At 33.5% G+C, this 17,155-nt stretch carries 16 protein-coding genes; 3 read left to right on the forward strand and 13 right to left on the reverse strand.

Annotation, left to right across the window (positions count from 1 at the left end; genetic code table 11):
• Positions 1 to 124: 124 nt before the first annotated feature.
• From AB671_RS03550 to AB671_RS03600, 11 genes are all read right to left on the reverse strand, one after another.
• Entirely contained in the window at positions 125 to 2,635 is a 2,511-nt protein-coding gene (locus AB671_RS03550) for a M1 family metallopeptidase (protein ID WP_066680080.1), read from the reverse strand.
• 30 nt (positions 2,636 to 2,665) lie between these two features.
• On the reverse strand, positions 2,666 to 2,884 hold the full coding sequence (locus tag AB671_RS03555; protein WP_066680076.1) for a hypothetical protein: 219 nt from the start codon (positions 2,882 to 2,884) through the stop codon (positions 2,666 to 2,668).
• A gap of 64 nt (positions 2,885 to 2,948) precedes the next feature.
• Complete coding sequence (locus AB671_RS03560) at positions 2,949 to 3,254, reverse strand: hypothetical protein (protein WP_066680075.1); 306 nt, start codon at positions 3,252 to 3,254, stop codon at positions 2,949 to 2,951.
• Positions 3,251 to 3,493, reverse strand: coding sequence for a hypothetical protein (locus AB671_RS03565; RefSeq protein WP_066680074.1), 243 nt, complete (start codon positions 3,491 to 3,493; stop codon positions 3,251 to 3,253). Before AB671_RS03565 ends, AB671_RS03560 begins: the two co-directional genes overlap by 4 nt.
• 45 nt (positions 3,494 to 3,538) lie before the next feature.
• Complete coding sequence (locus AB671_RS03570) at positions 3,539 to 4,333, reverse strand: thymidylate synthase (protein WP_066680073.1); 795 nt, start codon at positions 4,331 to 4,333, stop codon at positions 3,539 to 3,541.
• 151 nt (positions 4,334 to 4,484) lie between these two features.
• The gene (locus AB671_RS03575) at positions 4,485 to 5,234 is read right to left on the reverse strand and encodes an SDR family NAD(P)-dependent oxidoreductase (RefSeq protein ID WP_066680072.1); all 750 of its coding nucleotides are present in this window, start codon (positions 5,232 to 5,234) and stop codon (positions 4,485 to 4,487) included.
• Between the two features lie 122 nt (positions 5,235 to 5,356).
• Positions 5,357 to 5,797, reverse strand: a complete 441-nt coding sequence (locus tag AB671_RS03580; protein WP_066680070.1) for a GreA/GreB family elongation factor — start codon at positions 5,795 to 5,797, stop codon at positions 5,357 to 5,359.
• A 137-nt stretch (positions 5,798 to 5,934) separates the two neighbouring features.
• Positions 5,935 to 7,203, reverse strand: coding sequence for an alpha-amylase family glycosyl hydrolase (locus tag AB671_RS03585; protein ID WP_066680066.1), 1,269 nt, complete (start codon positions 7,201 to 7,203; stop codon positions 5,935 to 5,937).
• Between the two features lie 150 nt (positions 7,204 to 7,353).
• Positions 7,354 to 7,956 (reverse strand): IS1096 element passenger TnpR family protein, encoded by a 603-nt coding sequence (locus tag AB671_RS03590; RefSeq protein ID WP_066680064.1) that lies wholly within the window; start codon positions 7,954 to 7,956, stop codon positions 7,354 to 7,356.
• A gap of 131 nt (positions 7,957 to 8,087) precedes the next feature.
• Positions 8,088 to 9,119 (reverse strand): sensor histidine kinase, encoded by a 1,032-nt coding sequence (locus AB671_RS03595; RefSeq protein WP_066680063.1) that lies wholly within the window; start codon positions 9,117 to 9,119, stop codon positions 8,088 to 8,090.
• Between the two features lie 45 nt (positions 9,120 to 9,164).
• Positions 9,165 to 9,842: a response regulator gene (locus tag AB671_RS03600; protein WP_066680062.1), complete on the reverse strand. Its 678-nt coding sequence runs from the start codon at positions 9,840 to 9,842 to the stop codon at positions 9,165 to 9,167.
• A 187-nt stretch (positions 9,843 to 10,029) separates the two neighbouring features.
• Between AB671_RS03600 and AB671_RS03605 the strand changes: the two genes are divergently transcribed.
• The 3 genes from AB671_RS03605 to AB671_RS03615 all read left to right on the forward strand — a co-directional run bounded on the left by AB671_RS03605 (position 10,030) and on the right by AB671_RS03615 (position 15,122).
• Positions 10,030 to 12,510 (forward strand): TonB-dependent receptor plug domain-containing protein, encoded by a 2,481-nt coding sequence (locus AB671_RS03605; protein WP_066680060.1) that lies wholly within the window; start codon positions 10,030 to 10,032, stop codon positions 12,508 to 12,510.
• A gap of 17 nt (positions 12,511 to 12,527) precedes the next feature.
• A complete protein-coding gene (locus tag AB671_RS03610) occupies positions 12,528 to 13,736 on the forward strand; it encodes a hypothetical protein (RefSeq protein ID WP_066680059.1) in 1,209 nt (402 codons plus the stop codon).
• A gap of 222 nt (positions 13,737 to 13,958) precedes the next feature.
• A complete protein-coding gene (locus AB671_RS03615) occupies positions 13,959 to 15,122 on the forward strand; it encodes a hypothetical protein (RefSeq protein ID WP_066680057.1) in 1,164 nt (387 codons plus the stop codon).
• Positions 15,123 to 15,415: 293 nt separating this feature from the next.
• On the opposite strand, the gene AB671_RS03620 is transcribed toward AB671_RS03615, so the two are convergent.
• Both AB671_RS03620 and AB671_RS03625 read right to left on the reverse strand, forming a co-directional pair.
• The gene (locus AB671_RS03620) at positions 15,416 to 16,261 is read right to left on the reverse strand and encodes a helix-turn-helix domain-containing protein (protein WP_066680055.1); all 846 of its coding nucleotides are present in this window, start codon (positions 16,259 to 16,261) and stop codon (positions 15,416 to 15,418) included.
• 218 nt (positions 16,262 to 16,479) lie between these two features.
• On the reverse strand, positions 16,480 to 17,145 hold the full coding sequence (locus AB671_RS03625) for an ankyrin repeat domain-containing protein (RefSeq protein ID WP_066680053.1): 666 nt from the start codon (positions 17,143 to 17,145) through the stop codon (positions 16,480 to 16,482).
• Between the last annotated feature and the right edge of the window lie 10 nt (positions 17,146 to 17,155).

Here is a 17,155-nt window from a genome sequence, read left to right on the forward strand (position 1 = left end):
CTAATTTATGAAAGATGTAATAAAAAATACTGGAGAATCGTCTATTTTTTTGCCGATTACACAAAATTTCAGCAATAAAAAAGCACCTCATGAGAGATGCTTTAGTTATGATATAGATATTTATCTATTTATAATTTTCAATTGCTTTATTGATTGCGTCAATTTGTGGATTGATGCTTGATGCTTTTTGAGGATTCTGCTTAAGAAGTTCCATTTTCTTATTCAGACCGTCTTTCAGCATTTGAGTAATCATCATTTTTACCTGCGGATTATCTCCCATTTGTCCTTTAGCCTGACCTAAAATTTTTGTGATACTTTCTGTAGCTTTCAAGTTGTCTGAAGACATGATCCAGTTGTAGCCTTCTTCTGCTACTTTCCCCAATTCAGGATCCTGGAATTTCACAAAAGGATAAAATGCTGCGATCGAAGCAATATTTGCCATCTGTGAAGTCACTTTATTTTTAACTACAATTGGCAATAATTTGGTCATCATATCTTCAGAAGCGCCATCCAGTTCAATTTTATCAGCTAAACCGTTTACTTTTGAAGGATCTACAGCGATAATTGCTGCCAAAGAGTTTACTTTTACAGAATTGGAAACCGCATTTACACCTTTTTCAAAAATCGGAACATATTTTTTGTCTTTTGTTTTTGCTAAAGCCGCAATTGCAACACCTTGAACCAAAGTTTTAGGATCATTTGAAGCCAGTTTTTCAACATCGCTTCCCATCGCTTTCATTTGTTCAGCATTACTTAGATCCATCAACTCTAAAGCTTTCATTCTTACTCTGAAGAAAGGATCTTTTATCGCTGCAGCCAATAATTTTGTTGCAGCAGGATTTTTACCCACCTGGTCTTTTATGGCGTTCAAAGCGATGTATTTGCTTTTAAACTCTTTAGAATTGGTAAACTGCAGGAAATTCTGTTCCGGAGTTTTAGATTCAGTAACATCAGCTAACAAAACTCCGTCTGCATTGATATTAATTAAATCCGGATTTTTAGACGAATCGAAAGTAAAAGTATTTTTTGCAGTCGCATTCGCCCAAACATTATATCTTTTTGGTTTGCCGTTATCATAAACATCAATAGCCAAAGGAAATTCAAAAGGTAAATCCTGAGATTGATTCAAAGTAACCGTAACCTGTTTTTTTACAGGCTCGAAAGTGTAAGTATAATTTAATTTTGGGTTTCCGCTTCCAAAATACCACTGATTAAAGAACCAATTTAAATCTTTACCAGAAACTTTTTCAAAAGATAGTCTCAACTGATGTGCTTCGGCATTTTTATATTCGTTGGTTTTAAGATAATCTGTAACTCCTGCGAAGAATGCATCATCACCAAGATAGTTTCTCAACATATGAAGAATTCCGCCTCCTTTTTGATAGGTCACCAAATCGAAAACATCTTCACGAGAACCGTAATCAAATCTTACCAAATCTTTTTTGAAATCTGAAGGATTGTGGATGTAATGATTCACATCTTCCATCTGATGATAATCTGCCTGGTCTTTTCCGTATTTGTATTCGTTCCAAAGGTATTCTGAATAATTAGCGAAAGATTCATTAACCGTAAGATTACTCCAGCTTTCTGCAGTAACTAAATCTCCAAACCAATGGTGAAATAATTCATGAGCGATGGTGTCTTCCCACTTGTTCTCATCAATTAATTGTCCAGGTTTTTGAAGAATATCACTTCCATGAAGCGTTGCTGTAGTATTTTCCATTGCTCCGGAAACGTAATCTCTACCAGAAATTTGAGCATATTTTACCCAAGGATAATCGTAACCTAATTTTTTAGAGAAAAAATCAATCATTTCCGGAGTGTTTCCGTAAATCTGTTTTGCATACGGTTCGTATGCTTTTTCGATATAATAATCTACAGGAATATTTTTCCATTTGTCTTTTACGACAGCATAATCACCAACTCCCATAAAGAAAAGGTAGGTAGAATGTCTTTTATCCATCACCCAATGATCGGTTCTTAAATCATTGGATTCTTTTTTTGATTCTTTTAAAATTCCGTTAGAAAGAGTAACGTATTTATCAGGAACCGTCATGTAGATTTCCTGAGTGGTCTTCTGATTCGGTTTATCGATTGTTGGAAACCAAGCTGAAGAAGATTCAGTTTCACCCTGAGTCCAGATCTGCGTTGGTTTATCAGCTTCTTTTCCTTGAGCATTGATGAAATAAAGACCTTTTGCATCGTTAATTGCTGCACTTCCCTCTTGTTTCACTTCATTCGGGCGGGAAGTATACTTGATATAAACCGTATAATCCTGATTTCTTGTATACGTTTTATCTAAATTTATCTTTAAAACATCATTTTTATAATCATATTTTAAAGGAGACTTTTTACCGTTATTATCTAAAGCCACTTCGTGAATCAACATTCCTTTTGCATCAAGTGTCAATTCGTTAGAATCATAAAAATACGGAGAAGCTGTTAACCATTCTTCGCCATTCATCTGCTCTTTTTGATAATCAAAATTGACTTTAAGTTTGGTATGTTTAAGCTCTGTAACTTTTGTATGTGTTGCTCTGTAGACTTTTTCTCTTCCCGAAGTTTCAGTTTGTGCAGATACATTTGTGGAGAATAAAACTCCCAATATTGCGATAGATAAAATGGCTTTTCTCATCCTTTTCTATATTATTATTTTTTTTTTGAATTATTTTTTAATCAGAATATCAAAAATATCGTTGACCAATGTTTCGTAATCACCTTTTTTCAACTGTTCTTTAGTTTTTGCAAACGCTTTTTTCAGTTCACTTTCCGGATTTTCGTCGTCGATAATTTCAATATTATTAATTCCTTTTACCTGAAGCAAAAGTTCTTTTAATTTTTCAACATCCGTATTTTCTTCAATGGTGATTTTTAGTGATTTCATAAGTGATAAGTAGATATTTTGGCGTGAAAGTTACAAAAAAAGTGAAGCTTTATACTTCACTTGATTATTTATTAAGCATCCTTTCTAAGTTATCAGGATTACCTTTCGATGGTAGGAATAATAAAACTTCGACAGAATCAATTTGAATATCAAAATATACTTTCACTTGTTTCTTTCCTAATAAAGCAAATCTTAGTTTATTATCTGAATTTACTGTAGGATAAGAAATTATTTTGTCATTTAATGATTGTTTAAATTTCTCCAAATCTTTCTTAAACAATTTCAATTCTCTTTCACTCCATCGGTGATTCAAAAAATCAGTGATTTCTTGAAGACTTTTAATCGCATCTTTCGAAAAAAAAATTTTCATTTCTTATTAAAAATCGAATCAATTAATTCTTCCGAAAACTCCTCATATTCGCCATTTTTAATTTGATTTCTGCTTTTTTCAATTACTTTAGCAAAAGCTTCAGAATTCTCAATTTCCTCCCACGAATAAGTTTTATCATTTTCTGAAATCTCAATATGATTAATTCCTTTTATCTGAGACAAAAGTTTTTTAATGAAAGGAACATCTGCATATTCGTCTAAACTGATTTTAATTTCCATAATTTCAGGATTTTAATCAAAGTTAATAATTTTATTACTAAAAAATTATATCGCCACAGGAGCTTTAATTCCTGGATGTGGATCGTAATTTTCTAAAGTAAAATCCTCAAAATTAAAATCAAAAATATCTTTGATTTCAGGGTTAAGTTTCATTGTTGGCAAAGGTCGTGTCTCTCGGGAAAGCTGTTTATTAACCTGCTCAAAATGATTGTTATAAATATGTACATCACCAAAAGTATGCACATAATCGCCAACTTCAAGTCCCGTAACCTGCGCAACCATCATCAATAAAAGTGCATAACTTGCAATATTGAAAGGAACTCCTAAGAAAACATCGGCACTTCTCTGATACAATTGAAGCGACAATTTTCCGTCTGCTACATAAAACTGAAATAACGCATGACAAGGTGCTAAGGCCATATTCGGAATTTCAGCTGCATTCCATGCAGAAACAATTAACCTTCTGGAATCTGGATTTATTTTGATTTGTTCGATTACTTCAGAAAATTGGTCAACTACTTTTCCGTCGGCACCGCTCCAACTTCTCCATTGTGCACCGTAAACAGGACCAAGGTCTCCATTTTCATCGGCCCATTCGTTCCAAATAGAAACTCCATTATCGGTAAGATATTTAATATTGGTATCACCTTTAATGAACCAAAGCAATTCATAAATAATAGATTTCAAATGAACCTTTTTAGTCGTAACCAAAGGAAATCCTTTTGACAAATCGTAACGTAACTGGTATCCAAAAACACTTCGTGTTCCTGTTCCTGTTCTGTCGGTTTTATCGGTTCCGTTATCTAAAATATGCTGAAGTAAATCGAGGTAGTTTTGCATTGCGAAAAATTATCCCTCAAATTTAGAAAAAACTAAGTTTAAAATCTTCATTTCAAAACTAAAGTTATCCATATCAATACGATTTCAATTTTCTATCAAAAAAAAGCATTCACAAAAAATGAATGCTTCAATAAATTTATTTTTAACGAAATTAAACTGCTGTATAACCTCCATCAACCAAATAATAGCCTCCAGTCATAAAAGATGATTTATCAGAACTTAAGAAAAGAACCAGTTCTGCAACTTCTTCAGACTTTCCTAATCTTCCCATCGGATGTTTTGCAATCAATGCTTTTTTATGTTCTTCGTCTAACTGATTCAAAAGAGGAGTATCAATATAACCTGGTCCAACTGCATTACAACGAATATTTTTCTGACCATATTCTGCTCCGATATTTTTTGTCAAACCAACAACAGCATGTTTAGTAGAAGTATAAGCTGATGATAATGGAGCTGCAACTGTTCCGTGAATTGATGCGATGTTTACGATAACACCACCTCCATTTTTCTCCATTTGGGTCAATTCGTATTTACAACCGTAGAAAACACCATCGAGATTAATATCAATCACTTTTTTCCATCCGTCAAGGCTGTAATCACCTGTTTGGTTTGCTTCACCACCAATTCCGGCATTGTTACAAGCAATATCTAACCTTCCGTAAGTATCAACCGTAGCTTTTACCAAAGCTTCAACCTGTTCAGGATTTGAAGTATCGGCTTTTACAAAACTTGCTTCACCACCTTCTGACTTTATCTGTTCAACTGCAGATTTCCCATGCTCTTCATTGATGTCTGAAACGATAACTTTTGCTCCTTCTTGAGCGTATAATTTTGCGATAGCAAGTCCAATTCCTGAACCTGCGCCAGTAACCAATGCTACTTTATTATTTAAAATTTTCATAATAAATGATGTATTTAATTATGTTATTAAATCAACAAAAATTATGCAAAGAGAGGTTTTGAAAAGTTAATAAATTCATAAATGATTCTTTTTGAATCAATGAAGTTTTTAAAGTTAAAAAACTACTGAATCTCAATAATTTTCTGATTCATCGTATTGAGCGAGAAAGAATCGTTTTTCTGTTTTCCATTCATTGCTTTTGCTAATGGAGATTCCGGAGAAATACAGATAATTTTTTGATTTTCAAACATAATTTCACTCAAAGAAACCGAAATAAAAAACAAACCTTTTTCAGTTTTTACAATCGCTCCTTTTTCAGCTTTTTCCGACTGTTTTGGAAGTATTGTTTTCAGAAAATCCTGTTGCTTCAAAACTTCATTTAATTGAACCTGAAGATTATTGATTTCCTGCTGAAGCATTTCTCTTCCTGTTTCATACTTGTCGCCCATCGAACTTTTTGTATCATTACTTGATGCTCGGGTTTCAGAAATAAGTTTCTCGAAGTTGTTGATTTTCTCGGAGAGTTTTAATTTAACAATATTGATAAGTGAAGATTTGTTCATATTAGATTTTGGCTAAGCCTTTTCTTTAATTCATTAAAAAACGGGCTAAAGCCCGCTTCCATTCATAATATATTTTTAAAGTTATGTATTTTGATTTAATCTTAAAAGAAAAACTTAGCTCATAACTTTATGCCAATTTATTTTTCAAAAACAGCGTAATCAGAAACCTTAAAACTGAAGTTTTTCCCGGTGTTGAAATCTCTTTTCGTCCCATCAAAAACATTTTTAAAAATTCCAGCTACATTTTCATCCTCAATGGTAAATTCTACGTTTTCTTTTGAAAAATTGAGCACCACTAAAACTTCATTCCATTTATTTTTTCTGATGTAAGCAAAAATTTTATCATTTGCAGAAGTATTTAAAAGATAGGTTACAACATTTGAATCACCGCCTCTTAAAGCAGGATTTGAAGATTTTAGATTCAATAAAGTTTTATAAAAATCAGCCATTTCGCAATGGTTCGTCCACTCAATTGGGTCTTTTTCAAAAAATTCTAATCTCTTCAAATTAGGAAGTTCCTGACCTGAATACAATAAAGGAATTCCGTTCCAGGTTGCTGAAAATATTGCCATTGGTTTGGTAATATCGCCGTACTTTTCGTATTCTGTTCCGTTCCATGAATTTTCGTCATGATTGCTTGTAAACCAAGCTCTCATTGAAGAATCTCCTATTTGAGAATATTTTCTAAGCAAACCTACAAGTTCATGAATCGGTTGACTGTCTTTATAAAATTCGGCAGATCTGTGCATCCATTTCCAAGAATAACTTGCATCAAAAACTTTTCCGTATTCAGGGCTTTCCAATTCATCAAACTCACCAATCCAGAAAAGAGGTTTTATTTTTTCTACTTCCGGTCTTGCTTCTTTCCAAAAATCCACAGTTACCCAAGAAGCCAAATCACATCTGAAGCCATCAATATCGGTTTTTTCAATCCAGAATTTCATCGCATCGATCATGGCTTTTCGCATATCCTGATTCTGATGATCAAGCTCAATAATATCATCCATTCCGGACGCCATTTTGAAATCGCCATTTTCTTTCAGATAAAATTCAGGATTCGTTTTTGTCCAAACATGATCCCAACCTGTGTGATTGGCAACCCAGTCAATGATTACTTTAAAACCTAAACGATGTGCTTCATTCACCAAATGTTTGAAATCATCCATCGTTCCAAACTCTGGATTGATTGAAATGTAATCTGACGCTGCATAAGGACTTCCAAGACTTCCCTTTTTATTTTTTTGAGCAATCGGAGTAATCGGCATAAACCATAAGGTTTTAACACCCATATTTTTCAGGCGCGGCATATCTTTTTCAAATGCTCTGAAAGTACCTTCTTTAGTATATTGTCTTACGTTAACTTCATATATATTAGTAGTGTGTTTCCATTCCTGAGGTAAATCCATATTCGTTTTCATTTTAAAGTAAAAAGAAACATATTCCGTTTCTTACAATCAGTTATTGACTGAAATTCTTTGCAAAAATAAGAAATTGAGTTTTAAAATTTGTTTGAAACAAAAAACCCTGAATTTTACTTCAGGGCTATATTTTGGTTTCTATCTTTCGTTGTCATCGTCTTCATCATCGAAAACATCATCGTTGTAGTCATCTTCTTCATCGTCATCAAAACTATCATCATCTTCATCTGCAAAGTTATTGCTTCCACCTCCAAAGTCATCTTCAAAACTGAAATCATCATCCATTAAAGGCATTGCCGATTTTTTATTTTTTGATCCTGCAGCGCTTTTACTTTTGCTTGGAGCTTTTAGAGGAGCATTTCCGAATCTATACGTTGTAATAGGATAATTTACACCTTTAGTTTCGTCTACCACTTCTACTAATTCGCAGAAAAATTCCCAAAGATCAAGCAGCCCGTATTGGAACTGTGCTTTGTCTCCTGCTGACTCAAATGCTTCATCGATGTATACATCTGACATAATCTCGCCATCACCATCATCACTCATATCTTCAAGTGGAACGCTTTTTACAACAGTACCATCTTCTTCGAGAAGATTAAAAGTAGACAGCTCATCTCCACTAAGGTTGAATGCACTTTTAATTCCCAAATGTAAGTTCCAGAGTGTTTGTTTTCCTTTGATTTCAACATCGCGGAAAATGTCTTCTTTTGTATCTAATATTACACGAATCTTGTAAACCATATCAGTATTTCAATTACTTTTTGCCTTTATTTATTATGATAAATTCTTGTGCAAATATATAATAAATGAGATTTTACAAAAAATATTTAATAATTTTTTAGAAACTTTTTTTTCCTTACATTTCGCCAAAATCATTTACTTTTCTCAAGCATAAAGCTGAATTTTGTACCTTCCAGGTAAACACTTTCTACCGTAATATTTTCGTTATGAGCCTCCAGTATATGTTTTACAATGGCTAATCCTAATCCGGAACCACCTTGTCTTCTACTTCTGCTGGTTTCTACACGGTAGAATCTTTCAAAAATTCTTGGTAACAGCTCGGCTTTTATTCCCATTCCGTTATCGATCACTTCGATGAGAACTTTATTTTTGAGAACACTTGTTTTCACCACTACTCTAGCTTCCTGTCTGTTGGCGTAATGAATAGCATTTGAAATTAAATTAATAAAAACCTGAGACACTTTCTGTTTGTCTGCTTCTACAAGGATTTGACTGTGTAAAGTCTGAAGCTGCAAAACGGTATTATTTTTTTCGGCTTCAAGATCTAGGAGGTCAAAAATTTCTTTAATTAGAATATTGACATCAAATTTTGAAACGGTGAGATTAATTTCCCCAGCTTCCAGTCTATTGATCATGTCGAGATCATTAACGATGGCAATCAGTCTTTCTACAGAAATACCGATTCTTTCCAAGTATTTATCGCGAATCGTCAGATTGTCGACTCCACCGTCAACCAAAGTTTCTACATATCCTTGAATTGAAAAAAGTGGAGTTTTCAGCTCATGCGAAACATTTCCGATGTATTCTTTACGGTAACTTTCCATTTCCTTCATCATATCCATCTCAGTGACCTGTTGCTGATTAAAATCTGAAAACCTCTCGCCCAATTCTTTCAGCGTAATATTGTTCTGATCGCTGTAAACAATTTCTTCAGGAAGAATTTTTGAGATTTTTCTGACCTGTTTTTTTGCGTAATAATTAAAAAGCAGTTCTAAAACCACATAATTAATAATAAACATTAAAATAATGCACACAAAAAGACCAATCTTAAACTGAGAAGTATGGTAATAAATATCTTTCAGTGAATCAAAAATAATCACTAAAATGAACATCACCAATGTAAGCAGACATGATGATACTAAAGTAAGTCTGTAAAATTTCAATTTTACAAGAGTTTAAAGGTTAAATGTAAGGTTAGATATTTTTAATTAAACGATTAATTTATATCCTATTCCTTTTAAAGTCTGAATCGTGTTGATTCCTAATTTTTCTCTCAGTCTACGGATGTGTACATCAATGGTTCTTTCGCCAACAATCACGTCATTCCCCCAAACTTTCTCAAGAATTTCTTCTCTTTTAAATACTTTTTCAGTGTTTGAAGCTAAAAGATAAAGTAAATCGAACTCCTTTTTAGGCAACAAAAACTGCTGACCGCTTTTTGAAACTCTGAAGTTGTCTTTATCGATTATCAAATCTCCAATTTCTATCATTTTAGCATTATCTGAAACCTGAGAGGTCAACTGAAGCAATGCATTTACTTTAGAAATAAGAATTTTCGGTTTGATTAATTTTACAACATAATCATTCGCGCCAGCTTGAAATCCAGCTAACTGAGAAAATTCTTCACTTCTTGCGGAAAGAAAAACGATAAGCGTTTTTTGCAGCTCTTTTATTTTTCTAAGCTCCTGACAAGTTTCGATACCATCTTTTTCGGGCATCATTACATCTAATAAGATCAAATCGGGAATAATTTCTTTGGCTTTATCTATACCTTCGTTACCATTTGTAGCGGTATAAATATCGTAACCTTCTTTTTCCAGATTGTAAGACAGAATCTCTAGAATGTCGAGTTCATCGTCTATTAGAAGAATTTTCTTTTGGTTCATTTTCAATTTTTACGGTTCAAAGTTAATCAATTTTGAATGATGGATTAACACAATGGTTATCGTTCACATAAAGTTAACAATTATTTCCGTTTCGTAATGTTTAGTTAAGAAAAATTTAAATTTTACTAAACCATTTACCCGAACAATCTTTTCTTCCTTTGCACCGAAAGTAATTAGTAAAAAAGAAATGAATTTTAGAAAACTGAGTATCGCTGCATTATTCCTTACCACAACTGGAACTTTAATGTACGCTCAAGAAAAAAATGACACCGTAAAGAACGAAAAAAAGATTGAGGGTGTTATCATCAAAGGGTCTACAAAAAAAGGAACTGAAGCTAACCTGATTAATATGCAGAAAAAATCTGTAGAAGTTATTGAAAGGGTGGGTTCTGTACAATTAGCTAAACAAGGTATCGGAAATGCATCTGCAGCAGTTACCAAAGCAACAGGAACACTAAAACAGGAAGGTAGCGGGCAAATTTTTGTAAGAGGATTGGGAGATCGTTATAATACTACAACGTTAAACGGCTTACCGATTCCTTCTGATGATCCGGAAATGAAAAACATTGATCTTGAAATCTTCAAAACATCAATGATTGAATACATTTCTTTGGATAAAGTTTACAATCCAAAATTATACGGAGATTTCGGTGGTGCTAATATCAACATCGTATCAAAAGAATATACAGGAAAACCTTATTTCAAAGTAGGACTTGGTAGTTCTATTAATATGCAGACCTATAAAAAAGAAAACTTCAAGCTTCAAGATGGCGGACCAGGTTTCTTCGGTTATAAAACTGCTACATTTAATAAATCTAATCCAGGTTCAACATATCCATTTACAACAAGCTGGAATTTTAAAAACGCACAAAATCCTTTTAATACTAATATTGATTTTGAAACAGGGGCTCGTTTGGGTAAATTTTCCATCTTTGCTTATGCGGGATTTGACAACAATTATGAATACAGTTCTGGTAACGAAAGCTTTTTTACAGGAACAGGAACTCGTAATAAAGATTATCAAGTTGAAAGATATTCGTATGAAACGAATACAACTGCTTTAGTAAATCTTTCTTATAAATTAAATAATAACAATAAACTAACATTTACCTCTAATTATATCCATTCTTCATCCCAAGTTGCAAGATTCTTTGAAGGATATAATTATGATACTGACAATAATGTAATCATTAATCGTGGTGATAATAAAATTACAGATACATGGATAAATCAATTAGTTGGAAATCATAAGTTAGGAAAAGATTGGGAAGCAGACTGGGCTGTAGGTTATAACAAATTGAACAGTAAAAGGCCAGACAGACTTCAGAATACAATGCTTGCAGACAGCAAAATAATTGTTGCTGGAAGTGCAGTAGATAATCACCGTTATTTTGATGAGTTAATTGATGATACTTTTCTAGGATATTTACATCTGAGTAAGAAGTTCAATAATTTTAAAGTTAACTTTGGTTATGACGGATCGTATAAGAACAGAACTTTTGATTATACATCTATCGGTATCAAATATGGATTTAATCCTTATGATACTCAGATTGTTTTAGATCCTAATAATATCGACGGCTTTTTCAATCCACAAAACAGCCCACTTTATCAGTTTAGTTATCAAACATTTCGTGATTCAGGAAACTTATACAAACCTTGGGGTTATGATATTAAACAACACTTGCATTCAGGTTTTGTTAACGTAGATTACAACATCTCAGATAAATTTGTGGTTCAAGTAGGTGGTAGATTCGATTATATTAATTGGGATATGAACTGGAGAGATCCTTTGGAAACGGATAAAAAACAAAAAAGCTATAATAAGTTTTTACCAGCTGTTAATGCAAAATACAGTGTAAATGATAAATCTAATCTGAGATTATCATTATCAAAAACTTACACTTTACCTCAGCCGAAAGAATTGATTCCAATTGCTTATTATGACATTACAACCAACGTTTATGGTAACTCAAATGTTGTTCCATCAGACAATTATAATGCTGATTTAAAGTGGGAGTATTTCCCTAAAGCAGGCGAAGTTATCTCTTTAACAGCTTTCGGAAAGTACATTCAAAATCCAATTGCCAGAACAACTTTCTCAACTGCAGCTTCAAGTGATATGACTTACTTCAATATTGCAAACTGGGGTTATATTGTAGGAGCAGAAGCAGAATTCAGAAAAGATATTCACGAATGGGGTAATTCTAAATTATACACATTCATTAATACAACTTATATGCATTCTCAACAAGAATTGAAAACTGCCGATGAGTTAGCTGCAGAAAACAAAGGAAAAAGAGCAGAGTTTAGCGGTCAGACTAAAGATGATGTACAAGGTGTAGCAGACTTTATTGCTAATGCAAACTTAGGCTACAATTATAAATGGAATGATAATACACTCGATTTCGTAGTATCTTATTCTTATGTCGGGAAAAACCTTTATGCATTGGGCACCAATAAAACAGGTAATTTCTACGAATTGTCAAGAAATATTCTCGATGCTAACTTAAACTTTACTTTAAAAAATATTGGAGTAGGTGTTAATGTGAGAAATCTTTTAAATCCTGATTATAAAATTGATCAGATGAATGGAGCAGGTACTTTCGTTCATAAAAACTATACAAAAGGTAGAACGATTGGGTTAAATCTTTCTTATAAATTCTAAATAAATCAATAAATAAAATGAAAAAAACATTTTTAAGAGCTGCACTTTGCTTATCATTAGCAGTAAGCTTTACATCGGTAGCTGTTTCTTGTAGTAACAATGATGATACGGAAGAAGTATCTTCAACTCTTGATCCGAACGATTTCAAAGGTGACATCCAATCTGGACAGACCGTTACATTAGATGCTACAAAAACATATAAACTAACTGGAAAACTTTGGGTAAAAGAAGGAGCTACTTTGATCATTCCTGCAGGAACTAAAATTGTAGCAAGTGAAGGAGCAAATTACCTAATCGTAGATAGAGGTGCTAAAATCTTTATCAACGGTACAGCTGCTGCTCCAGTAGTTTTTGAAGGAGCAGTAAACAAGCCAGGAAGCTGGGGAGGAATTGTAGTTTTAGGAAAAGCACCATCTAACAGAAGTGCTGCTGGAACTTCTACTTCAGAACTTGGAGAATTAACTTATGGTGGAACGACCAAAGATGATAACTCTGGATCAATTCAGTATGTTAAAATCAAAAACAGTGGATTTAAATATAACCCTTCAAAAGAATTTAACGGTCTTTCTCTTTTCGGAGTAGGTAGCGGAACTAAAGTTTCTTATGTATATATTTACGATGGAGCTGATGATGGTGTAGAATTTTTCGGTGGTAATGTAAATGCAGATCATATCGTTGTACTTGGTGTAGGAGATGATAGTATTGACTGGACAGAAGGATGGCAAGGTACAGCTGAATATATTTATGCTGCTAGAAAAAAAGAGTATGCAAACGATGCTGAACCAGGTAACAGAGGCGTTGAAGCTGATACTCAAGATCCAGATCATGATACAACTTTCGGAAATGGAGCTTCTAATCCTACAATTAAAAATGCAACATTCTTAGGAAATACAAAAGGTACTGAATCTCAGGCAATGAAAATCAGAGCAGGTTCTCAAGGAAAATTCGATAATATTGTTTTAGCTAATTTCTCTACAGGAATTGATTTTGAAACTAACAGAACTCTTACTTGGTTCCAAGGAGGTTCATATGTGAAAAATGTTCGTTTTGAAAGTATCGGAACTAATATTAAAGCTAAAAATACAGCTGGTACAGCTGTTGATTTAACAGCCGCAGTACTTGTTAATACAGCAGCAAATGGTGCTGGTAATGGGTCATCTCTTCCAACTTGGGCACAAGGATGGACTGGGGTTTCTACTTTTACTGCAACTGATGCAGGAAATTAGTAAGTAATTAGTTTCTTCATATCAAATTGAAAACCACGCCCGGAATTTATTTTCCAGGCGTGGTTATTTTTTACCATAAACTTAAATTTTCTTTTAAATATTTAAATTAAAATCAATTCATCAGATTTTGAATTGGGATAATAAACAGAAAAATGGTAATTTGGTCTTCTCATTCAAAATAGATTGATAAAAATCTCGTTGAAGAAGAGTAACCTGAGAATTATGAAGAAAAATCATTTAAAAATAATCGTTGCAGCCTTTATAATTGGCTCATCATTTATTATTCATTCGTGCAGTAAAGATGAAGATATAAGTTCTGAAATTGCCGTGATAGGAATCGCTCAGGATCCAAACAATTTTAAAGGTGACGTTACCAACGGGCAAGTGGTGACTCTTGATCCGATGATGTCTTATAAACTCACGGGCATTGTTACGGTAAAAAATGGCGGAACTCTCGTTATTCCTGCCGGAACAAGAATTACCGCTACAGCGGGAGCTTTATCTTATGTTCTTGTCGAGCAGGGCGGAAAGATTTATGCGAACGGAACTGCGGGTTCTCCAGTTTTATTCACATCTGCTACAGCCGAAGCCGGAAATTGGGGCGGAATCGTAATTTGTGGTAAAGCTCCGGTTAATACAGGAAGTACAGGTTTATCAGAGATAGGAAATTTAACTTACGGAGGTTCCGAAGCTGAAGATAATTCAGGATCTCTGAACTTTGTAAGAATAGAATATGCCGGTGCCGAATTCGCTGCGGGTAAAAAATTCAATGGTCTTTCGCTTTTCGGAATTGGTAACAAAACCCGAGTAGAAAGTGTAGCAGTTTTAAATAATGCGGATGACGGTATTGAAATTTATGGCGGAACAGTAAACGTTTCATATATTGTTTCGATTGGGAATACGAATAATGCATTTAGCTATAAAGACGGATGGATTGGTAGCGCATCCAATATTTTCACTAAAAGAAAAGCTGATGGTACTGGAAATACTGGGATTATAGGGATTAATAATGCAGGAAACGACAATGCCTCACCAAGATCAAATCCTACTATTAAAAATGTCACCTTTATCGGTGGAGCGTCCGGTGAATCAAACGGAATAAAACTAAAACAAGGAACTTTCGCAACGTTAGATAATATTGTCGTTTCTGATTGGTCAACTGGAATTAATATTGAAAGTGATTCTACAGTCGCTCGTTTCAACGGTAAAAAAAGAATCACAAATGTTTTGTTTAAAGATACAACAAGCGAAGTTTCTTTAAAATCTTCTGCAGGTGCGACAGTTCCTGTTGTAGACACCACTTATACTAAAAAACCTGATGCAACCGGAGCCGGGAATGGAGTTTTAACGCCATCTTGGGCAATCGGATGGTCTGGATTACCATAATTAAATTTAAATTCGATATAAAATTCCTTAGAAATATTTCTGAGGAATTTTTTTCTTTAAACAATTAACTTATATTATTTTCAGCTAGAATTTACCTTAATAAATGAGAGGTTATAATATAGATAGTGCGTAAGCTTCGCGCAGCAAATTTATTTGCCTTTGCAGCTTATCTAAACAGTTTCTAAAAAATCTTTGCGTTTAAATTTTACTCAAATATTTAATTTTCGATATTCAAAGTTAAGGAGCAAAGAATAATCAACTAGTTGATTTCAAAAAGCTAGAATTATTCTTTCTTACTCTTTGAATTGAGAAGGCGTCATTCCTGTGTGTGACTTAAAAAATTTTGAAAAACTTGCCTGATCATAAAATCCCAAATCAAAAACAATATCTTTCACCGATTTTTCTGAAACTTTCAGAAGACGTTTGGCTTCAAGTAAAATCCTATCCTGAATAAGAGATGAAGCTGAAGAATTAATGCTTTTTTTACAAATAATATTTAAATAATTGGGTGAAATATTAAGCTTTTCAGCATAAAAAGAAACTGAACGTTCTTCCTTGAAATGTTCATCAATAAGGTTTAAAAATTTTGAAAAAACAGGATTTGAATGGTATTGCTCATCATTCTTAAAAATAAATTCGACTGCTTCACTGATGAGTAATCCAATCATTTCGCTTCGCTTCTGGATCATTTCCCAAAAAACATTTTTGTCATTCAACAGCTTTTTGATGGTCTTAAATTCATAAACCAAAAAATTAAATCGTTCATCTGAAAGATCTATTACAGGGTGATCCTGGTAAAATAATTGTGAAAATCTCAAAGCAGGAATTAAACTTTCAAACCAAGCTCTGCTTATCATCAACTGATATCCCACTGTTCCGGCTTCAATATCCCATTGATGCACCTGATCGGGAAAAACCAGATGAATCTGATGATCTTTCACCTCATACTCTACAAAATCGATGGTATGATTACCTTTTGCCTTTTCAAAAATATTAATGATAAAAAAATCATGTTTGTGCGGATCATCGATAGAACGTTCATCATAAAGATTATTGAACAAGAGGTGTGTTTCCAAAGAATGATCATCCTTGAAATCCTGAATACCCAAAACCGGAAAATGATCTGAACGACGACTCATTCCAAATGATTTTTGCCTAAAATTAGTAAAATTTATGCAGGAAATCATTTTTAGATAGATTTAGATATTAGATGACAGATAATAGACTTACAATCTTTGTTTACTGATTGACCAGATTTATGTATTTATTTTATCTGCCTGATCTATACAATCTGCGAGAACAATATAAAAACTGATTGGAAAAATCCTTTCAAAGTTTCATGTAGATAGTAAGAGTTTTAAGATTCTAAAATTTTTATGATCTCTTTATATTCCAAAGATTTTGCGTGTTCTAATGCAGTAATTCCATCTTTGTCTACAATATCTTTTGCGCCTTTATCTTTAAGGATCTGAACGATTTGCTGATATTTTAAACTTCCGTCACCTAAAATCACCGCTTCCATCAAAGCTGTCCATCCCAATCTGTTTACATGATCAATAGGAAAACCTTCTGTATTCGCCAAAACTTTTACCGTTTCTACATGGCCTCTTTCGCAGGCAGGAATTAAAGCCGTTCCGTTGTATCTGTTGAAAACGTCAAAACGGGCTCCGTTTTTCAGAAATAATTTCACCAATTCGGTCTGTCCGTTTGCACCCGCAAACAAAAACGGACTGTCCAATTGTTGATCCTGCAGGTTAACATCCGCTTTATATTCTACAAGAAGTTTCGCAATTTTTATCTTTTTTCCTACGGCTGCAAGAAGCAGCAAAGACCTTCCTCTCGAATCTTTCGTATCCACATCGGCTCCGTTTTCCAAAGCCGTTCTTAATCCTTCTGCATTATTGCTTTTTACAAGCTCAATCACATTTTCATCATTGTTCATAATTTCTTTTACAGGTTGAGAAAAGCTTTTTTCGCAAGCATTTACACTGATAAAACACAACAGAAAAAACAAAACTTTCATCGCCTGATTT

The organism is Chryseobacterium sp. BGARF1 (genome assembly GCF_001677955.1).
GTDB lineage: Bacteria > Bacteroidota > Bacteroidia > Flavobacteriales > Weeksellaceae > Chryseobacterium.

Bases quoted from the DNA above. Each gene is read 5' to 3' on its own strand.
- AB671_RS03585 (WP_066680066.1), bottom strand. From the start codon at position 7,203: ATGGATTTACCTCAGGAATGGAAACACACTACTAATATATATGAAGTT.
- AB671_RS03565 (WP_066680074.1), bottom strand. From the start codon at position 3,493: ATGGAAATTAAAATCAGTTTAGACGAATATGCAGATGTTCCTTTCATT.
- AB671_RS03590 (WP_066680064.1), bottom strand. From the start codon at position 7,956: ATGGTTTACAAGATTCGTGTAATATTAGATACAAAAGAAGACATTTTC.
- AB671_RS03575 (WP_066680072.1), bottom strand. From the start codon at position 5,234: ATGAAAATTTTAAATAATAAAGTAGCATTGGTTACTGGCGCAGGTTCA.
- AB671_RS03555 (WP_066680076.1), bottom strand. From the start codon at position 2,884: ATGAAATCACTAAAAATCACCATTGAAGAAAATACGGATGTTGAAAAA.
- AB671_RS03600 (WP_066680062.1), bottom strand. From the start codon at position 9,842: ATGAACCAAAAGAAAATTCTTCTAATAGACGATGAACTCGACATTCTA.
- AB671_RS03605 (WP_066680060.1), top strand. From the start codon at position 10,030: ATGAATTTTAGAAAACTGAGTATCGCTGCATTATTCCTTACCACAACT.
- AB671_RS03570 (WP_066680073.1), bottom strand. From the start codon at position 4,333: ATGCAAAACTACCTCGATTTACTTCAGCATATTTTAGATAACGGAACC.
- AB671_RS03620 (WP_066680055.1), bottom strand. From the start codon at position 16,261: ATGAGTCGTCGTTCAGATCATTTTCCGGTTTTGGGTATTCAGGATTTC.
- AB671_RS03560 (WP_066680075.1), bottom strand. From the start codon at position 3,254: ATGAAAATTTTTTTTTCGAAAGATGCGATTAAAAGTCTTCAAGAAATC.
- AB671_RS03580 (WP_066680070.1), bottom strand. From the start codon at position 5,797: ATGAACAAATCTTCACTTATCAATATTGTTAAATTAAAACTCTCCGAG.
- AB671_RS03550 (WP_066680080.1), bottom strand. From the start codon at position 2,635: ATGAGAAAAGCCATTTTATCTATCGCAATATTGGGAGTTTTATTCTCC.
- AB671_RS03615 (WP_066680057.1), top strand. From the start codon at position 13,959: ATGAAGAAAAATCATTTAAAAATAATCGTTGCAGCCTTTATAATTGGC.
- AB671_RS03610 (WP_066680059.1), top strand. From the start codon at position 12,528: ATGAAAAAAACATTTTTAAGAGCTGCACTTTGCTTATCATTAGCAGTA.
- AB671_RS03625 (WP_066680053.1), bottom strand. From the start codon at position 17,145: ATGAAAGTTTTGTTTTTTCTGTTGTGTTTTATCAGTGTAAATGCTTGC.